Here is a 19,445-nt window from a genome sequence, read left to right as displayed (position 1 = left end):
CGAACCTCCGCCTCAATCCCCGCGAACAGCGGCCGATCGACACCTCTGGCGTGACTCTATTGCAATGCGCTCGCATTTCCGATGCCGGGCGGGAATTCATGAATATCTTTTGGTCGCGGCCGGGTGGCGGAAGGTGCGCGGGGAGGCGTGGGAACGGCGAAGGCCCCGGCGGGATGCCGGGGCCTTCGGTGTGGAGCCGGTGACCGGTCAGACGCTGACGCCGTGGGCGCGCAGATAGGCGACCGGGTCCATGTCGGAGCCGTAGGAGGGCGTGGTGCGGGCCTCGAAGTGGAGGTGCGGACCGGTGGAGTTGCCGGTCGAGCCGGAGAGCCCGATCTGCTGACCGGCCGCCACGCTCTGGCCCACGGAGACGCCGATCGAGGAGAGGTGGCCGTACTGGGTGTACGTGCCGTCCGCCATCCGGAGCACGATGTTGTTGCCGTACGCCCCGCCCCAGCCGGCCTCCACGACCGTGCCGGCGCCGACGGCGACGACGGAGCTGCCGGACGCGGCGTGGAAGTCGATGCCGGAGTGGCTGCCGGAGGACCAGAGCGAGCCGCTGGACTTGTAGCCGGTGGTCACGTAGGAGCCGGCGACGGGCAGCTGGTAGGACGAGCCCAGCGCGGTGCGTGCGGTGGAGCGGCCGGCGCGGGCGGACGCCTCGCGGGCGGCCTTGGCCTTCGCCTTGGCCGCTTCCTTGGCCTTGGCGGCCTTCTCGGCGGCCTTCTTCTTCGCGGCCTCGGCCTTCTTCTTGGCCGCTTCCTTCGCCTTGGCCGCCGCCTTCTTCTCGGCGGCCTCGGCCTGGTGCTGCTGCGCCGTGGCCTGGGCGTCGATGCGGTCGGCGAGGGTGTTCTCGATGGCGAGGAGCTGGGAGAGGCCGGTCTCGGTGGCGGCGGGGGCCGTCCCGGTGTCGGCGGCGAGGGCCGGGGAGGCCAGGGAGCCGATGACACCGCCGGCGGCGAGCGTCGCGACGCCGACGGCCTTGGCGCCGACGCGCGTCAGGCGGCTCGGGGCACGGTGCTTCCCGGTGGCACGGGTGAACGCCATGGGGTGGCTGGTCCTTTCCTTCCTTCTCGCCTACCGGGTTAGCTGACGGGTTCGGAGCAGGAAGGTCTCCTACGGACGCCTCGCTCCGGACGGAGCGCGGGCATCCGATTCACCCCAGGGACGGTGGGTCCCCGGCTCCCCAGGCTCGCGCCTGACGGGGACTCGGCGATGGCTGCCCGGTACATCACGGATGCGCGTACGAGTGGCGGACAGCGGACCCGACGCTAAGCGGACGGACTTCAGGCCACCAAACGGACACGGGGTTTTGTAGCCCATCCCACAGGGCGAACTAATCTCTTTATGCACAAAAGGCACGGAAGGGACAAAAGGGGCCGCGCATGCGGGGAGGGTTCGGCGCGACCGCGCGCCGAACCCTCCCCGTTGCCCGTCGAGCGGGCCGAGCTGCGGATCAGCCGGTGACGACCGACACCTCTCCGATGCCGAGTGCCCTGACCGGCTCCTCGATGCGCGAGGCGTCCCCGACCAGGACCGTGACCAGCCGGTCCACCGGGAAGGCGCTGACCACAGCCGCGGTCGCCTCGACGGTGCCGGTCTCGGCGAGACGGGCGTACAGCGTCGCCTGGTAGTCGTCCGGGAGGTGCTGTTCGACCTGGTCGGCGAGGGTGCTCGCGACGGAGGCCGCCGTCTCGAACTTCAGGGGCGCGACGCCCACGAGGTTCTGCACGGCCGTCTCGCGCTCGGCGTCCGTCAGGCCCTCGGCGGCCAGCGTCCGCAGGACCTTCCACAGGTCGTCCAGCGCCGGTCCGGTGGACTCGGTGTCCACGGAACCGCTGATGGCGAGCATCGAGGCGCCCGTCGCACCCGAGACGGAGTCGGCTGCGCCGGAGCGGAGCACCTGGGCGAAGGCCCGCACGCCGTAGGTGTAGCCCTTCTCCTCGCGCAGCACCCGGTCGAGCCGGGAGGTCAGCGTGCCGCCCAGGCAGTAGGTGCCGAGCACCTGGGCGGGCCACACGCTGTCGTGGCGGTCGGCGCCGATGCGGCCGATCAACAGCTGGGTCTGCACCGCGCCGGGGCGGTCCACGATGATCACCCGGCCGGTGTCGTCGGCCGTGATCGGCGGGACGGGGCGGGGCTCGGCGGTGTTCCCCGACCAGTCGCCGAGGGTCTCGGCGAGCAGCGCGTCCAGGTCGATGCCGGTGAGGTCGCCGACGACCACGGCGGTCGCGGTGGACGGGCGGATGTGCGCGTCGTAGAAGGCGCGCACGGCCGCGGCGTCGATCCGCTCGATGGTCTCCTCGGTGCCCAGGCGCGGGCGCGACATGCGGGCCGTGGCCGGGAAGAGCTCCTTGGAGAGCTGCTTGGCCGCGCGGCGGGCCGGGTTGGCCTGCTCGTGCGGGATCTCGTCCAGCCGGTTGCTCACCAGCCGCTCGATCTCGCTGTCGGCGAAGGCCGGCGCCCGCAGCGCCTCGGCGACCAGGCCGAGTGCCTTGGCCAGGCGGGAGGCCGGGACCTCCAGGGAGACCCGGACGCCCGGGTGGTCGGCGTGGGCGTCGAAGGTGGCGCCGCACCGCTCCAGCTCGGCGGCGAACTCCTCGGCGCTCTGCTTGTCGGTGCCCTCGGACAGGGCGCGCGACATGATCGTGGCCACGCCGTCCAGACCCTCGGGCTCGGCGTCCAGGGGGGCGGCGAGGAAGATCTCGACGGCGACGACCTGCTGGCCGGGGCGGTGGCAGCGCAGCACGGTGAGGCCGTTGGGCAGGGAGCCCCGCTCCGGCGCGGGGAAGGCCCACGGCCGGGCCGTGCCGGGGGCGGGCTGGGGGTGGAACTGCATCGAAACTTCAGTCGCGGCAGCGTCGGTCACTGGTCCGCCCCTTCGTGCGCGTCGGTGTCGGCGTCGGCCTCTTCGGCCGTCTCGGCGGGCTCGACCGGTTCGTAGACCAGGACCGCCCGGTTGTCGGGCCGCAGCTGCGCCTGCGCGGCGGCCTTGACCTCCTCGGCCGTGACGTCGAGGACCCGGTTCACGGCGGAGAGCGCGAGCTGCGGGTCGCCGAACAGCACGGCGTAACGGCACAGTTCGTCGGCGCGGCCCGCGACCGTACCGAGGCGGTCCAGCCATTCGCGCTCCAACTGGGCCTGGGCGCGCTCCATCTCCTCGGCCGTGGGGCCCTCCTCGGCGAACCGGGCCAGCTCCTCGTCGACCGCGGCCTCGATCTCCGCCACCTCCACCCCGCCGGACGTCTTGACGTCCAGCCAGCCCAGGGAGGGCGCGCCGGCGAGCCGGAGCAGTCCGAACCCGGCGGCCACGGCCGTACGGTCGCGCCGGACCAGGCGGTTGTGCAGCCGGGACGACTCGCCGCCGCCGAGCACGGTCAGGGCGAGGTCCGCCGCGTCGCACTCGCGGGTGCCGTCGTGGGGCAGCCGGTACGCGGCCATCAGGGCGCGCGCCGGTACCTCCTCGCGTACCTCCTCACGCAGCTGGCCGCCCATGATCGTGGGCAGCGAGCCGTCGCGCGGCGGCTGCTTGCCGTCGTGCGAGGGGATGGAGCCGAAGTACTTCTCGATCCAGGCGAGGGTCTGCTCGGGGTCGATGTCGCCGACGACCGAGAGCACCGCGTTGTTCGGCGCGTAGTACGTACGGAAGAAGGCGCGGGCGTCCTCCAGGGTCGCCGCGTCCAGGTCGGCCATGGAGCCGATCGGGGTGTGGTGGTACGGGTGGCCCTCGGGGTAGGCCAGCGCGGTCAGGCGCTCGAACGCGGTGCCGTACGGGACGTTGTCGTAGCGCTGGCGGCGCTCGTTCTTGACGACGTCGCGCTGGTTCTCCATGGACTCCTCGTCGAGCGCGGCGAGCAGCGAGCCCATCCGGTCGGCCTCGAGCCACAGGGCCAGCTCCAGCTGGTGCGTGGGCATCGTCTCGAAGTAGTTGGTCCGCTCGAAACTGGTGGTGCCGTTGAGCGAGCCGCCGGCGCCCTGCACCAGCTCGAAGTGCCCGTTCCCCTTGACCTGGCCGGAGCCCTGGAACATCAGGTGCTCGAAGAGGTGGGCCAGGCCCGTACGGCCCTTGACCTCGTGGCGTGAGCCGACGTCGTACCAGAGGCACACCGCCGCGACCGGGGTCAGATGGTCCTCGGAGAGCACCACGCGCAGGCCGTTGGCCAGACGGTGCTCGGTCGCTGTCAAGCCGCCGGAGCCGGCCTGGGCTGTGGCCGTGTGACCCATGGGCATGTACGTCCCTTCGATCGCGCTACTGGATGTCCATGTGAAGAAGCCGCCGCGGGAGGCTGCTTCGAAAGATTGCTTCAAGACACCCGCCACTGTATGCAAGCGAACCGGCACCTGCCGAAGTTCCCGTGCGGCGAAGCTGCGAGCGAAATTCCCCGGAAGCTGGTCTTCCGCCGCCTCGGGACGGACGGCGCGGGGCGTTTGGGACGGGTCGAGGTCGGGGTTGTCAGTGCGGCGGTCCACAATGGACCGCGTCAGAACCTGAGGGAACCTGAGGTTGCCCGCTCGAAATCCGTGAAGGAGTCGCAGCAGCGATGGCCCGCCGCAGCACGAAGACCCCGCCGCCGGTCGACTTCGAGGAGAAGATCCTCGACATCGACGTCGTCGACGAAATGCAGGGCTCCTTCCTCGAGTACGCGTACTCGGTGATCTACTCACGCGCCCTCCCGGACGCCCGTGACGGCATGAAGCCGGTGCACCGCCGCATCGTGTACCAGATGAACGAGATGGGCCTGCGCCCGGACCGCGGCTTCGTGAAGTGCGCCCGGGTCGTCGGCGAGGTCATGGGCAAGCTGCACCCGCACGGCGACGCGTCGATCTACGACGCGCTGGTGCGCATGGCGCAGCCGTTCTCCATGCGCCTCCCCCTGGTAGACGGGCACGGGAACTTCGGCTCCCTGGGCAACGACGACCCGCCCGCCGCCATGCGGTACACCGAGTGCCGGATGGCCGACGCGACCTCCCTGATGACGGAGTCGATCGACGAGGAGACGGTCGCCTTCCAGTCGAACTACGACGGTCAGGAGCAGGAGCCGGTCGTCCTCCCGGCGGCCTACCCCAACCTCCTGGTCAACGGCGCGGCCGGGATCGCGGTCGGCATGGCGACCAACATGCCGCCGCACAACCTGGGCGAGGTCATCGCCGCGGCCCGGCATCTGATCAAGCATCCGGGCGCGGACCTGGAGACGCTGATGCGGTACGTCCCCGGTCCCGACCTGCCGACGGGCGGGCGGATCGTGGGCCTCGGCGGCATCAAGGACGCCTACGCCAACGGCCGCGGCACGTTCAAGATCCGTGCCACGGCCGTCGTGGAGAACGTCACGCCGCGCCGCAAGGGCCTCGTCGTCACCGAACTGCCCTTCACCGTCGGCCCCGAGAAGGTCATCTCCAAGATCAAGGACCTGGTCTCGGCGAAGAAGCTCCAGGGCATCGCGGACGTCAAGGACCTCACGGACCGCTCGCACGGCCTGCGTCTGGTCATCGAGATCAAGAACGGCTTCGTGCCGGAAGCGGTGCTGGAGCAGCTCTACAAGCTGACGCCGATGGAGGAGTCCTTCGGCATCAACAACGTGGCACTGGTCGACGGCCAGCCGCTCACGCTGGGCCTGAAGGAGCTGCTGGAGGTCTATCTCGACCACCGCTTCGACGTGGTGCGCCGGCGCAGCGAGTTCCGCCGGACCAAGCGCCGCAACCGGCTGCACCTGGTCGAGGGTCTGCTCGTCGCGCTGGTCGACATCGACGAGGTCATCCGGCTCATCCGCTCCAGCGACAATTCGGCGCAGGCGAAGGAGCGGCTCATGGAGCGCTTCTCGCTGAGCGAGATCCAGACGCAGTACATCCTGGACACGCCGCTGCGCCGGCTCACCCGCTTCGACCGGATCGAGCTGGAGAGCGAGCGCGACCGCCTGGACGCCGAGATCGCCGAGCTGACGACGATCCTGGAATCGGACACCGAGCTGCGCAAGCTGGTCTCCTCGGAACTGGCCGCGGTCGCGAAGAAGTTCGGCACGGCCCGGCGCACTGTGCTGCTGGAGTCGGCCGGTTCGCAGGTCGCTTCGGTGCCGCTGGAGGTGGCGGACGACCCGTGCCGGGTGCTGCTGTCCTCGACGGGCCTGCTGGCGCGTACGGCCAACGACGAGCCGATCGTCGTCGCCGAGGGCACCAAGCGGGCCAAGCACGACGCGATCGTCTCGGCGGTGACGGCGACGGCCCGCGGCGATGTCGGCGTGGTGACGTCGAGCGGGCGGCTGCTGCGGCTCCCGGTGATCGATCTCCCCCAGCTCCCGGACACGCACGCGGCGCCCAATCTGTCGGGCGGGGCGACGGTCGGCGAGTTCCTCACGCTGGAGGCGGACGAGGACGTCGTCTGCCTCACCACGCTCGACGAGGCGTCACCGGGTCTCGCCATCGGCACGCTGCAGGGTGTCGTCAAGCGCGTGGTGCCGGACTACCCGGCCAACAAGGACGAGCTGGAGGTCATCACCCTCAAGGACGGTGACCGGATCGTCGGTGCGATGGAGCTGCGGACCGGCGAGGAGGACCTGGTCTTCATCACCTCGGACGCCCAGCTCCTGCGCTACCCGGCCGCGCAGGTCCGCCCGCAGGGGCGGCCGGCCGGCGGTATGGCGGGCGTCAAGCTGGGGGCGGGTGCCAGGGTGCTCTCGTTCGCTGCGGTCGACCCGGCGGCGGACGCCGCGGTGTTCACGGTCGCCGGTTCGCACGGCACGCTGGACGACTCGGTCCTGACCTGCAAGCTCACCCCGTTCGACCAGTATCCGCGCAAGGGCCGGGCGACCGGCGGGGTGCGCTGCCAGCGGTTCCTGAAGGGCGAGGACGTGCTGGTGTTCGCCTGGGCGGGCGCGCTGCCGGCCAGGGCGGCGCAGAAGAACGGCGCCCCGGCGTCGCTGCCCGAGCCCGACCCGCGGCGCGACGGTTCCGGGACGCCGCTGGAGAGCCCGGTCGCGGTGATCGCCGGCCCGGCGTAGGCCGTCCGGCCCGGCGGCGGTGCGCGCTACGCGTCGTCGTCGCCGGGCTGTTCCACGTAACGCAGGACGCCCCACATGGCTCGCTCGTGTGCGGCGTCCTGCGGCGTTTCCCCGGCCGGGTCCTCCGTAGCCCCGCAGCTCTCCAGTTCCTCGCGCAGGGCCGGTGCGTCGATGCCGGAGCCGATCAGGACGAGCTGGGTCCGCTTCGGTTCGCCGCGCGTCCAGGGCCGGGGGGTGAACCGCAGGAACCTGCCGACGGCGTGCACCCCGTACGCGTTGCCGGGGTCGCCCGCGCCGAAGTCGACGTACCCCTTGATGCGGTACAGCCCCTCGGGCCGTGAGTCGAGGAACCGCATCAGCCTGCGGGGGTCCATCGGCACGCCGGAGTCGAAGTCGATGCTTTCGTACGCGGTGTGCAGATGGCCCCCGTGCCCGTCGCCGTCCTCGGCCGCGCGCTCCTCCAGGTACAGGTCCTCAAAGGTGAGCTGACGGGCCTTCTCCTCGCCCTCGGGCCGCAGCGCCGGGTCGAAGAGCAACTCGGGGTCGATGCGCCCGTACGTGGCCGGGATGACCGCGGCCGTGCTTCCGGTCTCCGCGACGACCTTCCGGACGCGGGCGCACTCCTCGTCCCCGGCCCGGTCCGTCTTGTTGAGCACGACGAGATCGGCCACCGCGAGATGGCGGCCGATCTCCGGATGGCGCTCCCGGGTCGCCTCGAACTCGGCGGCGTCGACCACCTCGACCAGTCCCCCGTACACGATGCGCGGGTTGTCGCTGGCGAGGATCATCCGGACGAGTTCCTGCGGCTCGGCGAGGCCGCTCGCCTCGATGACGATCACGTCGAGCCTCGCGGAGGGCCGGGTCAGCGTTTCCAGATACGTGTCCAGCTCGCTCGCGTCGACCGCGCAGCACAGGCAGCCGCCGCCCAGCGACACGGTGGAGCCGACCTGCCCGGAGACGGTCATGGCGTCGATCTCGATGGCCCCGAAGTCGTTGACGATCACGCCGATCCGGTTGCCCGCGCGGTGGAGCAGGAGGTGGTTGAGCAGCGTCGTCTTGCCGGATCCCAGGAATCCCGCGAGGACGACGACCGGGATCTGCGGGCTGCGGGGCGACGACGAGCTCAACGGGGGCCTTCCTGCGGGGTCAGACGGCGGGGACCGGCTGGGGCGGGGGCGGGCCCATGTAGCGGGCCGCCGGGCGGATGATCTTTGAGTCCTCCGCCTGCTCCAGGATATTGGCGCTCCAGCCCACGACCCGCGCCGCGGAGAAGGTCGGCGTGAACATCTCACGCGGCAGCCCGCACAGCTCCATGACCACTCCGGCGTAGAACTCCACGTTGGTGTGCAGTTCGCGCCCCGGCTTCAGCTCGGCGAGGATCGCCTCGACCTGGCGCTCCACCTCGACGGCGAACTCCACGAGCGGGCCGCCGAAGCCCTGGGCGATGGACCGGAGCATGCGCGAGCGGGGGTCCTCGGTGCGGTAGACGGGGTGACCGAAGCCCATGATCCGGTCGCCCGCGAGGACCCGCTCGCGGATCCAGCCGTCGATGCGGTCGGGGGTGCCGATCGCATCGAGCGTGTCCAGGGCGCGGCTCGGGGCGCCGCCGTGCAGGGGGCCGGAGAGCGCCCCGACGGCGGCCACCAGGCAGGCGGCGACGTCCGCTCCGGTCGAGGCGACGACCCGTCCGGTGAACGTCGAGGCGTTGAAGCCGTGGTCCACGGTGGAGATCAGATACTGCTCGACCGCCCTGGCCCGGTCCTCGTCCGGGACGGAACCGGTGAGCATGTACAGGTAGTTGGCGGCGTGCGGCAGGTCGGCACGCGGCTCGACGGGTTCGAGGCCCTGGCCGAGGCGGTGCAGGGCGGTCAGCACGGTGGGGACGGCTGCGCAGACGGCCAGGGCGTCGGCCCGGCGCCGGTCCGCGTCGATGTCGTACACCGGCCGGAACCCGGCCGACGCGCCGAGCAGGGAGAGCGCTGTACGCAGCCCGGACAGCGGGCCGGACACCGCGCTCGCCCGCGCTATGGCGGGCAGCGCCTCGCGTACGGCGTCGGGCAGTACGCGCAGTGCGGCCGTGCGGGCGGCGAAGTCGGCGCGGGCTTCCGGGCCGGGCAGCTCGCCCTCGGTCATGAGGTACCAGACGTCCTCGAAGCCACGGGCCTGCGCCAGCTCGACCGCCGAGTACTGGCGGTAGTGGTAGAAGCCCTCGCGGCCACGGACGTCCCCGAGCGCCGTATCGGTCACGACGACACCCGCGAGACCTCGGGGGACGTCGAGCGGTGTTCCGCCGGTCATGGTCGTCATTGCTTCCTCCGTGGACAGTCGGGTGACTCCTTGATATTGATTCGACTGTCCATGCATGACTGGATTCCTGTCAATGTTGATTGAATCAATATGAATGCATGGATGCCGAGGGCGGCCTATGGATACGGTGGCGACATGACGGAGCGATCAGAGGCGGACGGGCGGCGGCTCACGACGCGGGAGACGGCCGAGCGCCTGGGCGTGAAGCCCGAGACGGTGTACGCCTACGTCAGCCGAGGGCAGCTGAGCAGCAGCCGCGCGCCGGGCGGTCGCGGCAGTACGTTCGACGCGGCGGAGGTCGACGCGCTGGCCCGGCGTACGGGGCGCAGGGAGCCGGCCCCGGGCGAGCCGGCCGTCCGTACCGGCATCACCCTCATCGCCGACGACCGCTACTACTTCCGGGGCGTGGACGCGACAGAGCTGGCCGCGCGCTATGCGTACGAGGAGGTCGCCGAGTGGCTGTGGACCGGTGAGCTGCGGCCGGGCACCCGCTTCACGGCCCCGGAGCAGGCGGTGTCGGCGGCCCGGCGGGCGGTCGGTGCGCTGCCGGTTCACTGCGGGTCCACGGACCGGCTCCGGGTCGCGGTGGTGGCCGCCGCTGCCGCCGATCCGCTGCGTTTCGACCTGTCGCGCGAGACGGTGCTCGGCGGCGCGCGCAGCCTGATCCCGGCGCTGGTCGCGGCGCTGCCGACGGTGGGCGGTCGCGAGCACGGCACGGTGGATACGGGCGAACCCGGGGCGTCCTCCGGTCTGGCTGCCCAACTGTGGCCGAAACTCACCGCCCGCCAGCCCGACGAACCGTCACTCGCCGTGCTGGACACCGCGCTTGCGCTGCTCATCGACCACGATCTGGCCGCTTCGACGCTGGCGGCCAGGGTCGCCGCATCGGCCCGGGCCCATCCGTACGCGGTGGTGTCGGCGGGGCTCGGCGTACTGGAAGGCCCGTTGCACGGGGCGGCGAGCGGGCTGGCCCACCGCATGCTGGCCGAGGTCCTGGAGCGCGGTGGCGCCGCGCCGGTGGTGGCGGACCATCTGCGGGCGGGGCGCCGGGTGCCAGGGCTCGGGCACCGGCTGTACCCGGGCGAGGACCCGCGCGCCCGTACGCTGTTCGGCCTGCTCGAACGCGTCCCGCAGGCCGGACCGGCCCTGGCCGCCGCCCGCGACGTGGTGGCCACCACCGCGCGGGACGTCCCTCTGCACGCCAACGTCGATCTGGCGCTGGCCGTGCTCTCGGTCGCTTCGGGCATGCCCGCGGAGGCGGGAGAGACGGTGTTCGCGATCTCCCGTACGGCGGGCTGGATCGCGCATGCGCTGGAGGAGTACGGGGAACGCCCGCTGCGGATGCGTCCCAGCGGGCACTACACCGGTCCCCGGCCTCCCCAGCCGCTCCCGTCCCCGTAAGGACGCAATTGGAAGCGTCGGGGGTGCAAAATCCCGACGGTCAGCGGGAAGCCGCGCGGGGCGGCTGGGCCGTGGAACCCCGGACGACCAGCTCCGGCTCGAAGAGGAGCTCGTCCGACGGGACGGCACGGCCGCCGATCTGCACGGAGAGCAGTTCCACCGCGGCCCGCCCCATCGCCTCGATCGGCTGGCGGACGGTGGTGAGCGGGGGCTCGGTGCAGTTCATGAAGGCCGAGTCGTCGTAGCCCACGACGGACACGTCGTCGGGCACCGACAGGCCCCGCCGCCGCGCCGCGCGCACGGCCCCGAGGGCCAGCGGGTCGCTGGCGCAGATGAAGCCGGTGACGCCCTCGTCCAGCAGGCGCGTGGCGGCGGCCTGCCCGCCCTCCAGCGAGAACATCGCCCGCGTCACCCACTCGTCCGGGATGGTCGTGCCGGATTCCTCCGCGAGCGCCCGGGCGGCGGCCAGCTTGCGCTGCGAGGGCATGTGGTCCGAGGGGCCGAGCACCAGACCGATGCGCTCGTGGCCCAGCGACACCAGATGGCGCCACGCCTGTTCGACGGCCACGGAGTCGTCGCAGGAGACGCAGGGGAAGCCGAGATGGGCGATGGCCGCGTTGATCAGGACGACGGGGATCTTGCGGTCGGCCAGCACCTTGTAGTGGTCGTGAGGGGCGTCGGCCTGGGCGTAGAGACCACCGGCGAAGACCACGCCCGAGACCTGCTGCTGCAGAAGCAGTTCGACGTAGTCCGCCTCGGAGACGCCCCCCTTGGTCTGGGTGCAGAGGACCGGAGTGAGGCCCTGCTGGGCGAGCGCACCGCCGACCACCTCGGCGAAGGCGGGGAAGATCGGGTTCTGCAGTTCGGGCAGGACGAGGCCGACCAGGCGGGCCCGTTCACCGCGCAGCTGGGTCGGTCGCTCGTAACCGAGGACGTCCAGCGCGGAGAGGACGGCCTGCCGCGTGGCGTCGGAAACGCCGGGCTTGCCGTTGAGCACCCGGCTGACCGTGGCCTCGCTGACTCCAACCTTCTGTGCCACCTGAGCAAGTCGTCGCGTCATACGCGCAAGATTAGCGCAAGAAACGCAAGCAGATTGCGTGGGGTCGGAATCAGAGATGAATTTCAGCAAGTCTCCGCAGGCCGCCGCTCCGCTCCCTCATCGGCGCCACCGTACCCGCCACCGCCCGGCCCAGGCACCCCTCGGGGCGTGAGTCGAGCTGCCCATACCCTCGAGAACATGAACGAGTTCGAGGGATCCGACGGCCGGCATCTGTCCCTGACCAACGGCGGTACGGCGGTGTTCGTGGACGTACTGACGTTCGCCGTCTCGGAGCTGGCCCGGGAACCCTGGGATTTCCGCTTCGCCGCCCTCCTGACGCTGCAGAACCAGAACGTGGTGGGGCGCGGAGTCGTCGGTTTCGATCTGGAGGAGCTCGACTGGGGCGACTCGCCGCAGGAGGCCGCCGCGGCCAAGGACTTCCTGCTGCGGGTCCTCGATCTGGCCCTGACCCATCACCGGTGGGACGAGCTCACGTACGAACCGCCCCGGGCAGAGGGCTACCTGCGCACGTACCGGGCGATGGTCGAAGCCTTCGACCCCGCGGCCGCGAAGGCCGGCCAAGAGGTCCTGCCTGGCCCGCAGGAGGCCGCGCGGGCCTCCTGCGTACGTCACCGGGTCCTGAACGGGCTGCCGTTCTGGGAGGAGTGCGTGTTCTGCACGGATGGGGTCTGACTGCCGGGGAGACGAGCGCTCAGACCGCCCCGGCCCCGGTCATCGCGCGCACCTCGATCTCCGCGTGCTTGGCCGCGTCCGGGGGCTCGTTCGCGGTGACGGTCCCGATCCATCCGGCGAGGAAGCCCAGCGGGATGGAGACCAGGCCGGGGTTCTCCAGGGGGAAGACGTGGAAGTCGACGCCGGGGAAGAGCGAGCTGGGGCTGCCGGAAACGACCGGGGAGAGCACCACGAGCAACACGGCGGGGATCAGCCCGCCGTAGACGGACCAGACCGCACCGCGCGTGGTGAAGTTCCGCCAGAACAGCGAATAGAGCAGGACCGGGAGATTGGCCGAGGCGGCGACGGCGAAGGCGAGCCCCACCAAAAACGCGACGTTGAGATCCTGGGCGAGCAGGCCCAGCCCGATCGCGGCGACGCCGATGCCTGCCGCCGCGACACGGGCGACGGCCACCTCGCTGCGCTGCTTGGCACCGGGTCGCTTGAGCGAGGCGTAGAGATCGTGGGCGACGGATGCCGACGAAGCGAGGGTGATCCCGGCGACGACGGCCAGGATGGTCGCGAAGGCGACGGCGGCGACCACGGCGAACAGGATCGTCCCCCCGGTGGAGCCCTCACCCCCGCCGAGCACCATGGCCAGCAACGGCACCGCCGTGTTCCCCGCGGCATTCGACTCCCGTACGTCGGCCGAGCCGACCAGCGCGGCGGCCCCGAACCCGAGCACGATCGTCATCAGGTAGAAGCTGCCGATGAGGCCGATGGACCAGACGACGGACCGGCGGGCGGCGCGGGCGGTGGGGACGGTGTAGAAGCGGGACAGGATGTGCGGCAGCCCCGCCGTGCCCAGCACCAGGGCGAGGCCGAGGCTGATGAAGTCGATGCGCGCCGTCCAGCTCCCCCCGTACCGGAGTCCGGGCGACAGGAAGTCCTTGCCGTACCCGCTGCGGTCGGCGGCGGAGTTGAGCAACGCGTTGAAGTTCCCGTGGAAGTGGACCAGCACGAGCACGGTCAGCACCACGGTGCCCGCCATCAGCAGGACGGCCTTCACGATCTGGATCCAGGTGGTGGCGCGCATCCCGCCGAGCGAGACGTACACGACCATGAGCGCCCCGACGCCGACGACGGTCCAGGAACGGGCGGCACCGCTCGTGCCGCCGAGAAGCAGCGCGACCAGACTCCCGGCACCGACCATCTGCGCCACCAGATAGAGCACGGACACGGTGACGGAGGACGTTCCCGCGGCAATGCGGACCGGGCGCTCCGCCATCCGGGCCGCGACCACATCGGCGAGGGTGAACCGGCCGCAGTTGCGCACGAGTTCCGCGACGAGCAGCAGGACGACGAGCCAGGCGACCAGGAAGCCGACCGAGTACAGCATGCCGTCGTAGCCGAACAGGGCGATCAGCCCGGAGATACCGAGGAAGGAGGCGGCGGACATGTAGTCGCCCGCGATGGCGAAACCGTTCTCCATGGGTGAGAACAGTCGGCCGCCCGCGTAGAACTCTTCCGCCGAACCATGCCTGTTGCGGCTCACCCAGGTGGTGATACCCAGGGTGACCGCGATGAAGGCGCTGAACAGCAGCAGCGCCAGGGTCTGGTGGTCGCCTCTCAACGCCCGGCCCCCCGCGTCATCTCCTGCGTCTCCCACCGCAGATCGAGCGCGGCCCGGTCCCTGCGCAGCCGGGCATGCCGTGCGTACGCCCCGGTGAGCAGGAACGTCGTCAGGAACTGGCCGAGCCCCACGACCATCGCCACATTGACCGCCCCGGCCACCGGCCGCGCCATCAGCCCGGGTGCGGTCACCGCCGTGACGACATAGGCGAGGTACCAGACGAGGAAGGCCGTGGTGGCGGGTACGACGAAACGCCGGTAGCGACGGCGCACCTCCTGGAACGCCTCGCTGCGCTGCACCTCCAGATAGATGTCGGCCGCGCTGTGGCCACCGCGCGGTGCGGCCTGTCCGGGCACCACGGCGGGCGTGGGGCCGGCCGCGCCGTCCGGCTCGCCCCACCCGGGGGTCAGCGCGTCGTCCCACGGGTCGTCGAGCCGCATCGCTGCGGACTCGCGCCCTGCTTCCTTCTCCACCGAACAACTCCCCTTGTCCACGGACCACTTCGGCCGCATATCCAAGAATGGGCAGATCGGGAAGATCCAGGGCACTTCATTCGCGAGACTTCACCTCTTCAGGTGAAGGATCTCCCGGGCGGGCGCACCATCCCCCGCTGGTACGCATAGCGCACCGCCTGGGCCCGGTCGCGCAGGCCGGCCTTGGCGAAAAGGTTGTTGATGTGGCTCTTCACCGTGGCCTGCGAGATGTGGAGGGCACGGGCGATGTCCGCGTTGGACATCCCCTCGGCGATCAGGACCAGCACCTCGGCCTCCCGCGGAGTCATCCCGTCCGGCGGCTCCGGCTCACCGCCGCCACCGGTCACGAGGGGCCCCTCGGTCACCTGCTCCAGGAGCCGGCGCTGCACCGTCGGCGAGAGCCCCGCCTCACCCGAGAGGACGGCGTGGACGGCCCTCACGATCTCGTCACCCCCGGCGTCCTTGGTGAGGTAGCCCCGCGCCCCCGCTCTGAGCGCGGGGAACAGGGAGTCGTCGTCCGCGAAGGTCGTGAGCACCACGACCTGCGTGCCGGGGAACTCCTCACGGATGCGCCGGGTCGCCTCCACCCCGTCGCAGCGGGGCATCCGCAGATCCATCAGCACCACGTCCGGCGCGTGCTCGGCGACCTGCGCGACCGCTTCCTCCCCGTCCTTCGCCGATCCGACGACCTCGATACCGGGCAGCAGACCGAGCAGCATGACGATGCCTTCCCGTACCACCGCCTGGTCGTCGGCCACCACCACCCGCGCCGTCACGCGGGCACCCGCAGACTCACCACGAACCCCTCCTCGCCCGGGCCTGCCTCCAGCGTGCCGCCCAGCAACTCGGCCCGCTCCCGCATCCCGAGCAGACCGTATCCGGAACCGCTGGCAGCCAGGTCCCCTTCCGGACTCCGCCCTCCCGAGTCCTTGACCTCCAGCACGACGCAGTCGGGCTGGTACTCCAGCCGGAGCTGCACCCTGGCTCCGGGCGCGTGCTTGCGCACGTTGGTCAGGGCCTCCTGCGCCACCCGCCGGACGGTCTGCGACGCCTGCGCGGTCAGGGTGCGCTGCGCGCCCTCGACCCTGACCTCGGCCGGCTCAGCGGTCACCAGCTGCCTCAGGAACTCCTCCACGGGTGACACCTCGCCCCGTAGCGCGGAGAGCGCCTGATGGGTCTCGGAGAGGCCCTCTCGCGCCATCGCCCGGGCCGCGACCACCCGTTGCAGAACCTGATCCCGGAACTCCCCCACGGGCTCTCGCTCGATCAGCAGGCGTGCGGCTTCCAGGTGCACCAGCTGCGCGGAAAGGCTGTGGGCCAGCACGTCGTGGATCTCCCGGGCGATCCTGGAACGCTCGTCCAACGCGGCCCGCTCCGCCTCCGCGACCCGGGCCGCCCGTTCCTGGGCGAGCAGCCGTTGCGCACTGCCACGGGCCTCGGCGTCCAGCCGGAGCACATAACCGGCGAGGCAGAGCCCGGCCGTGGTCACCGCGGTGGTCAGCCAGTCGTCGGTGTCGACCACCACGTAGGCGCCGAGGGCCACCGCTGTGGCCGGAACTCCCGCCACCAGGGGCAGCCGTTCCAGAGCGGTGACGGCGCAGCCGCACCAGAGCACCGTCGCGGGCACCGTCGCCCCCGCCTGCCCCGCACCGAATCCGGCCAGCATGAGCATCCCGAGCAGACCGAGCGACGGCCACAGGCGGTTGTCGAGACTTGTCCGGAAGAAGGCGACGGCGAGCAGTGCGCAGACGAGCACCACGATCAGCCCGACGACAACCTCCAAGGGCCCGAACAGCCCGTTGGTGAAGGTCCCCCACAGCATCAGGGTGAGCAGGCTGGCCCGCACGGACCAGCCGATCACTCTACGCGGGCCGCTGCGGGCTTCCCGGGCGAGCGCCTCCCTCGACGGCCAGCTCGTCCAGGCATCGGGTGTCACACGCTGTCCTTCCACTCCTGCCGCACCGCGGCGCCGACGACAGGCCCGTCGTGAGGCCCGGATATCGCTGCGGCCCGGCGTGCCAGCAGCCCCTCCCGTATCAGCAGAGTCGCCGCGAGAGCCGCCATCAGGGCGGGGCTGCCCTGATGCACGCCCAGCAACACCGCGACGCCGTACAGAGCCGCCCGCAGGGCCAGTCCGCCGACCCAGACCAGAGCCGTGGCCTTGGTCCCCTTGCTCCACAGGGAGCCGTCCTCAGCCCGCCAGACGCGGGATGTCCACGCCCATCCGGCACCCGTGACCAGCCCGACGACGATCTCGGCGCCCAGAATGACGGCAGAGGCTATCCGATGGTGCGGGTCCACGAGTCCGGGCTCCCGCAGAGCCATGAAGCACAGAACGCCGGGGAGCAGCCACCAGCGCCGGCCGCCGGAGAGCTGTTGCGCCGAGCACTGACGGACCACGACGAGGGCGATGACCGCGATGATCACCAGGGCGTTGACAAGCCCGGACATGGGCGCCTCCGAGATGCGAGAAGTTCTGCATCTCCGAAGCTACGGAGGAGCCCAGCCGAGCAGATCGGCTCCCGGGTGGATCATGGGTGGAGATGTCGTCTCCACCCACGGGTGGAGACGACATCTCGGGCCCGCCCCGCGCCGGAACACCGGCCGGGCCTCGGAACGGACGCTCAGACGTCGATGCGCGAGCGGTCCAGCGTCGCCGCCGAGCTGGTGATGAACTCCTTGCGCGGCGCCACCTCGTTGCCCATCAGCAGGTCGAAGACCTTCTCGCTGGACTCCAGGTCGCCGATGTTGATCCGCCGCAGCGTGCGGTGCCGGGGGTCCATCGTCGTCTCCGCCAGCTGGTCCGCGTCCATCTCGCCCAGCCCCTTGTAGCGCTGGATCGAGTCCTTGTAGCGGATGTTCTTGCGCTGAAGCTCCAGCAGCCGCTGGCGCAGCTCGTTGTCGGAGTAGGTGTAGATGTATTTGTCCTGGCCCTTCTTGGGCTGGACCAGTTCGATCCGGTGAAGCGGCGGCACGGCGGCGAAGACCCGGCCCGCTTCGACCATCGGCCGCATGTACCGCTGGAAGAGCGTCAGCAGCAGGATCCGGATGTGGGCGCCGTCGACATCGGCGTCGACCAGCAGGACGATCTTGCCGTACCGGGCGGCGTCGATGTCGAAGGTGCGCCCGGAGCCGGCTCCTATGACCTGGATGATCGCACCGCACTCGGCGTTCTTCAGCATGTCGGAAACCGACGCCTTCTGAACGTTGAGGATCTTGCCGCGGATCGGCAGGAGTGCCTGGAACTCGCTGTTCCGGGCGAGCTTTGCAGTACCGAGCGCGGAGTCGCCCTCCACGATGAACAGTTCGCTGCGCTCCACGTCGTCGCTGCGGCAGTCCGCGAGCTTCGCCGGCAGGGAGGACGACTCCAGCGCCGTTTTGCGACGCTGCGCATCCTTGTGCTGACGGGCCGCGATCCGGGTGCGAGCGGCCGCCACCGCCTTGTCGAGGACGGCCCTGGCCTGGGCCTTCGCGTCACGCTTGGTGGAGGTCAGGAACGCCTTGAGCTCCTTGGCCACCACGTTGGCGACGATCCTGTTGGCCGCCGAGGTGCCAAGCACCTCCTTCGTCTGGCCCTCGAACTGCGGCTCCGCGAGGCGCACGGTCACGACCGCGGTGAGGCCTTCGAGGGCGTCGTCCTTGACGATGTCGTCCTCCGCCACGCGCAGCAGCTTCGCGGAGCGCAGCACCTCGTTGACCGTCTTGGTCACGGAGCGCTCGAATCCGGTCACGTGGGTGCCGCCCTTGGGGGTGGCGATGATGTTGACGAACGACTTCACGTTGGTCTCGTACCCGGTGCCCCAGCGCAGCGCGATGTCCACGCCCAGCTCACGGGTGACCTCGGTGGGCGTCATGTGTCCGCGGTCGTCCAGGACCGGGACGGTCTCCTTGAAGGTGCCCTGACCGGTCAGGCGCAGGACGTCGCAGACGGCCTTGTCCTGGGCCAGGTACTCGCAGAACTCGCTGATGCCTCCGTCGAAGCGGAAGGTCTCCTCCGTCTTGCCCGCTCCGTCCAGGCCACGCTCGTCGCGCACGACGAGGGTCAGGCCGGGGACGAGGAAGGCCGTCTGGCGGGCCCGCTGGTGAAGCGTCTCCAGGTTGAGCTTGGCGTCCTTGAGGAAGATCTGCCGGTCGGCCCAGTACCGCACCCGCGTGCCGGTGCGCGTCTTCGGGACACGCTTGCCCTTGCGCAGCCCGTTGGCCGGGTCGAACGGGCTGTCCGGGCCCTGCTCGGTGAAGATCCCCGGGACACCACGCCGGAAGCTGATCGAGTGGGTCGCGCTGTTGCGGTCGACCTCGACGTCGAGCCTGGCGGAGAGAGCGTTGACCACGGAGGCGCCCACACCGTGCAGCCCTCCGGACGCGGCGTAGGAGCCGCCGCCGAATTTGCCTCCGGCGTGCAGCTTGGTCATGACGACCTCGACGCCGGAAAGACCCGTCTTGGGCTCGACGTCGATCGGGATGCCCCGGCCGTTGTCCCGGACCTCGACGGAGTTGTCGTCGTGGAGTACGACCTCGATGTGATCGCAGTAGCCGCCGAGCGCTTCGTCGACGGAGTTGTCGATGATCTCCCAGAGGCAGTGCATCAGACCGCGGCTGTCGGTGGACCCGATGTACATACCCGGGCGCTTGCGAACCGCTTCGAGCCCCTCGAGTACGAGCAGGTGCCGCGCGGTGTAGTTGGAACCGTCTCGGTCTGCTCCGGTCAGCAGCGCAGTGGACGGCACGGACGTATCGGCGGTCACGCGGTTCGCTCCTCGCTGAATTTCATTTGGGGCCCTGTGGGTCACGGGCTCGGCTTCGGTGCCGCTGTGAGGGTACCGATGCCTGGTAGAGCGGGTGAAACGCCACCCTAGAAGAACCTCACCCTAAACCAGACTCGTATACATGTTCGATCCCCTCGCAGGGGTGACGTGCACATCACGTTC

The 19,445-nt window shown here is 70.8% G+C and carries 15 protein-coding genes and 1 riboswitch; of the genes, 3 read left to right on the top strand and 12 right to left on the bottom strand.

The window, feature by feature from the left end; translation table 11 throughout:
• Window positions 1–207: 207 nt before the first annotated feature.
• The 3 genes from OHS17_RS25585 to OHS17_RS25575 form a co-directional block, all read right to left on the bottom strand.
• The gene (locus OHS17_RS25585; RefSeq protein ID WP_330314026.1) at window positions 208–1,047 is read right to left on the bottom strand and encodes a M23 family metallopeptidase; all 840 of its coding nucleotides are present in this window, start codon (window positions 1,045–1,047) and stop codon (window positions 208–210) included.
• A 13-nt stretch (window positions 1,048–1,060) separates the two neighbouring features.
• Window positions 1,061–1,225, bottom strand: a riboswitch (cyclic di-AMP (ydaO/yuaA leader).
• Between the two features lie 231 nt (window positions 1,226–1,456).
• Complete coding sequence (locus tag OHS17_RS25580; RefSeq protein WP_330314025.1) at window positions 1,457–2,839, bottom strand: M16 family metallopeptidase; 1,383 nt, start codon at window positions 2,837–2,839, stop codon at window positions 1,457–1,459.
• Between the two features lie 26 nt (window positions 2,840–2,865).
• Window positions 2,866–4,230 (bottom strand): M16 family metallopeptidase, encoded by a 1,365-nt coding sequence (locus OHS17_RS25575; RefSeq protein ID WP_198956921.1) that lies wholly within the window; start codon window positions 4,228–4,230, stop codon window positions 2,866–2,868.
• 311 nt (window positions 4,231–4,541) lie between these two features.
• Here OHS17_RS25575 and OHS17_RS25570 point away from each other — a divergent pair, with 311 nt between their 5' ends.
• Window positions 4,542–6,992, top strand: coding sequence for a DNA gyrase/topoisomerase IV subunit A (locus OHS17_RS25570; protein ID WP_330314024.1), 2,451 nt, complete (start codon window positions 4,542–4,544; stop codon window positions 6,990–6,992).
• A gap of 26 nt (window positions 6,993–7,018) precedes the next feature.
• On the opposite strand, the gene OHS17_RS25565 is transcribed toward OHS17_RS25570, so the two are convergent.
• Together OHS17_RS25565 and OHS17_RS25560 are read right to left on the bottom strand one after the other, a co-directional pair.
• Window positions 7,019–8,119, bottom strand: a complete 1,101-nt coding sequence (locus tag OHS17_RS25565) for a CobW family GTP-binding protein (RefSeq protein WP_330314023.1) — start codon at window positions 8,117–8,119, stop codon at window positions 7,019–7,021.
• A 19-nt stretch (window positions 8,120–8,138) separates the two neighbouring features.
• Complete coding sequence (locus tag OHS17_RS25560) at window positions 8,139–9,299, bottom strand: citrate synthase/methylcitrate synthase (protein WP_330314022.1); 1,161 nt, start codon at window positions 9,297–9,299, stop codon at window positions 8,139–8,141.
• A 135-nt stretch (window positions 9,300–9,434) separates the two neighbouring features.
• Between OHS17_RS25560 and OHS17_RS25555 the strand changes: the two genes are divergently transcribed.
• Window positions 9,435–10,700, top strand: a complete 1,266-nt coding sequence (locus tag OHS17_RS25555) for a citrate synthase (RefSeq protein WP_330314021.1) — start codon at window positions 9,435–9,437, stop codon at window positions 10,698–10,700.
• Between the two features lie 40 nt (window positions 10,701–10,740).
• Here the strand turns inward: OHS17_RS25555 and OHS17_RS25550 are convergent, their stop codons facing one another.
• Window positions 10,741–11,760 carry a LacI family DNA-binding transcriptional regulator gene (locus tag OHS17_RS25550; protein ID WP_079199196.1) on the bottom strand — a complete coding sequence of 340 codons (1,020 nt, stop codon included), beginning with the start codon at window positions 11,758–11,760 and terminating at the stop codon, window positions 10,741–10,743.
• A gap of 177 nt (window positions 11,761–11,937) precedes the next feature.
• Here OHS17_RS25550 and OHS17_RS25545 point away from each other — a divergent pair, with 177 nt between their 5' ends.
• Window positions 11,938–12,432, top strand: a complete 495-nt coding sequence (locus OHS17_RS25545) for a hypothetical protein (RefSeq protein WP_330314020.1) — start codon at window positions 11,938–11,940, stop codon at window positions 12,430–12,432.
• A 19-nt stretch (window positions 12,433–12,451) separates the two neighbouring features.
• On the opposite strand, the gene OHS17_RS25540 is transcribed toward OHS17_RS25545, so the two are convergent.
• From OHS17_RS25540 to OHS17_RS25515, 6 genes are all read right to left on the bottom strand, one after another.
• Window positions 12,452–14,044 (bottom strand): solute symporter family protein, encoded by a 1,593-nt coding sequence (locus tag OHS17_RS25540; RefSeq protein WP_330314019.1) that lies wholly within the window; start codon window positions 14,042–14,044, stop codon window positions 12,452–12,454.
• Window positions 14,041–14,484: a DUF485 domain-containing protein gene (locus OHS17_RS25535; RefSeq protein WP_330315352.1), complete on the bottom strand. Its 444-nt coding sequence runs from the start codon at window positions 14,482–14,484 to the stop codon at window positions 14,041–14,043. Before OHS17_RS25535 ends, OHS17_RS25540 begins: the two co-directional genes overlap by 4 nt.
• Before the next feature lie 131 nt (window positions 14,485–14,615).
• Window positions 14,616–15,293: a response regulator gene (locus tag OHS17_RS25530; RefSeq protein ID WP_161211959.1), complete on the bottom strand. Its 678-nt coding sequence runs from the start codon at window positions 15,291–15,293 to the stop codon at window positions 14,616–14,618.
• Window positions 15,290–16,453: a sensor histidine kinase gene (locus OHS17_RS25525; protein ID WP_330314018.1), complete on the bottom strand. Its 1,164-nt coding sequence runs from the start codon at window positions 16,451–16,453 to the stop codon at window positions 15,290–15,292. Before OHS17_RS25525 ends, OHS17_RS25530 begins: the two co-directional genes overlap by 4 nt.
• On the bottom strand, window positions 16,450–16,968 hold the full coding sequence (locus OHS17_RS25520; protein ID WP_330314017.1) for a DUF1453 domain-containing protein: 519 nt from the start codon (window positions 16,966–16,968) through the stop codon (window positions 16,450–16,452). The genes OHS17_RS25525 and OHS17_RS25520 overlap by 4 nt, the downstream gene beginning before the upstream one ends.
• 173 nt (window positions 16,969–17,141) lie before the next feature.
• A complete protein-coding gene (locus OHS17_RS25515; RefSeq protein WP_161211962.1) occupies window positions 17,142–19,262 on the bottom strand; it encodes a DNA gyrase/topoisomerase IV subunit B in 2,121 nt (706 codons plus the stop codon).
• Between the last annotated feature and the right edge of the window lie 183 nt (window positions 19,263–19,445).

The sequence above is a fragment of the Streptomyces sp. NBC_00523 genome (genome assembly GCF_036346615.1).
In the GTDB taxonomy this organism is placed as follows: Bacteria; Actinomycetota; Actinomycetes; order Streptomycetales; family Streptomycetaceae; genus Streptomyces.
Note: the sequence above shows the minus strand (reverse complement) of the source record. Positions and strands in the feature narration are given on the sequence as shown.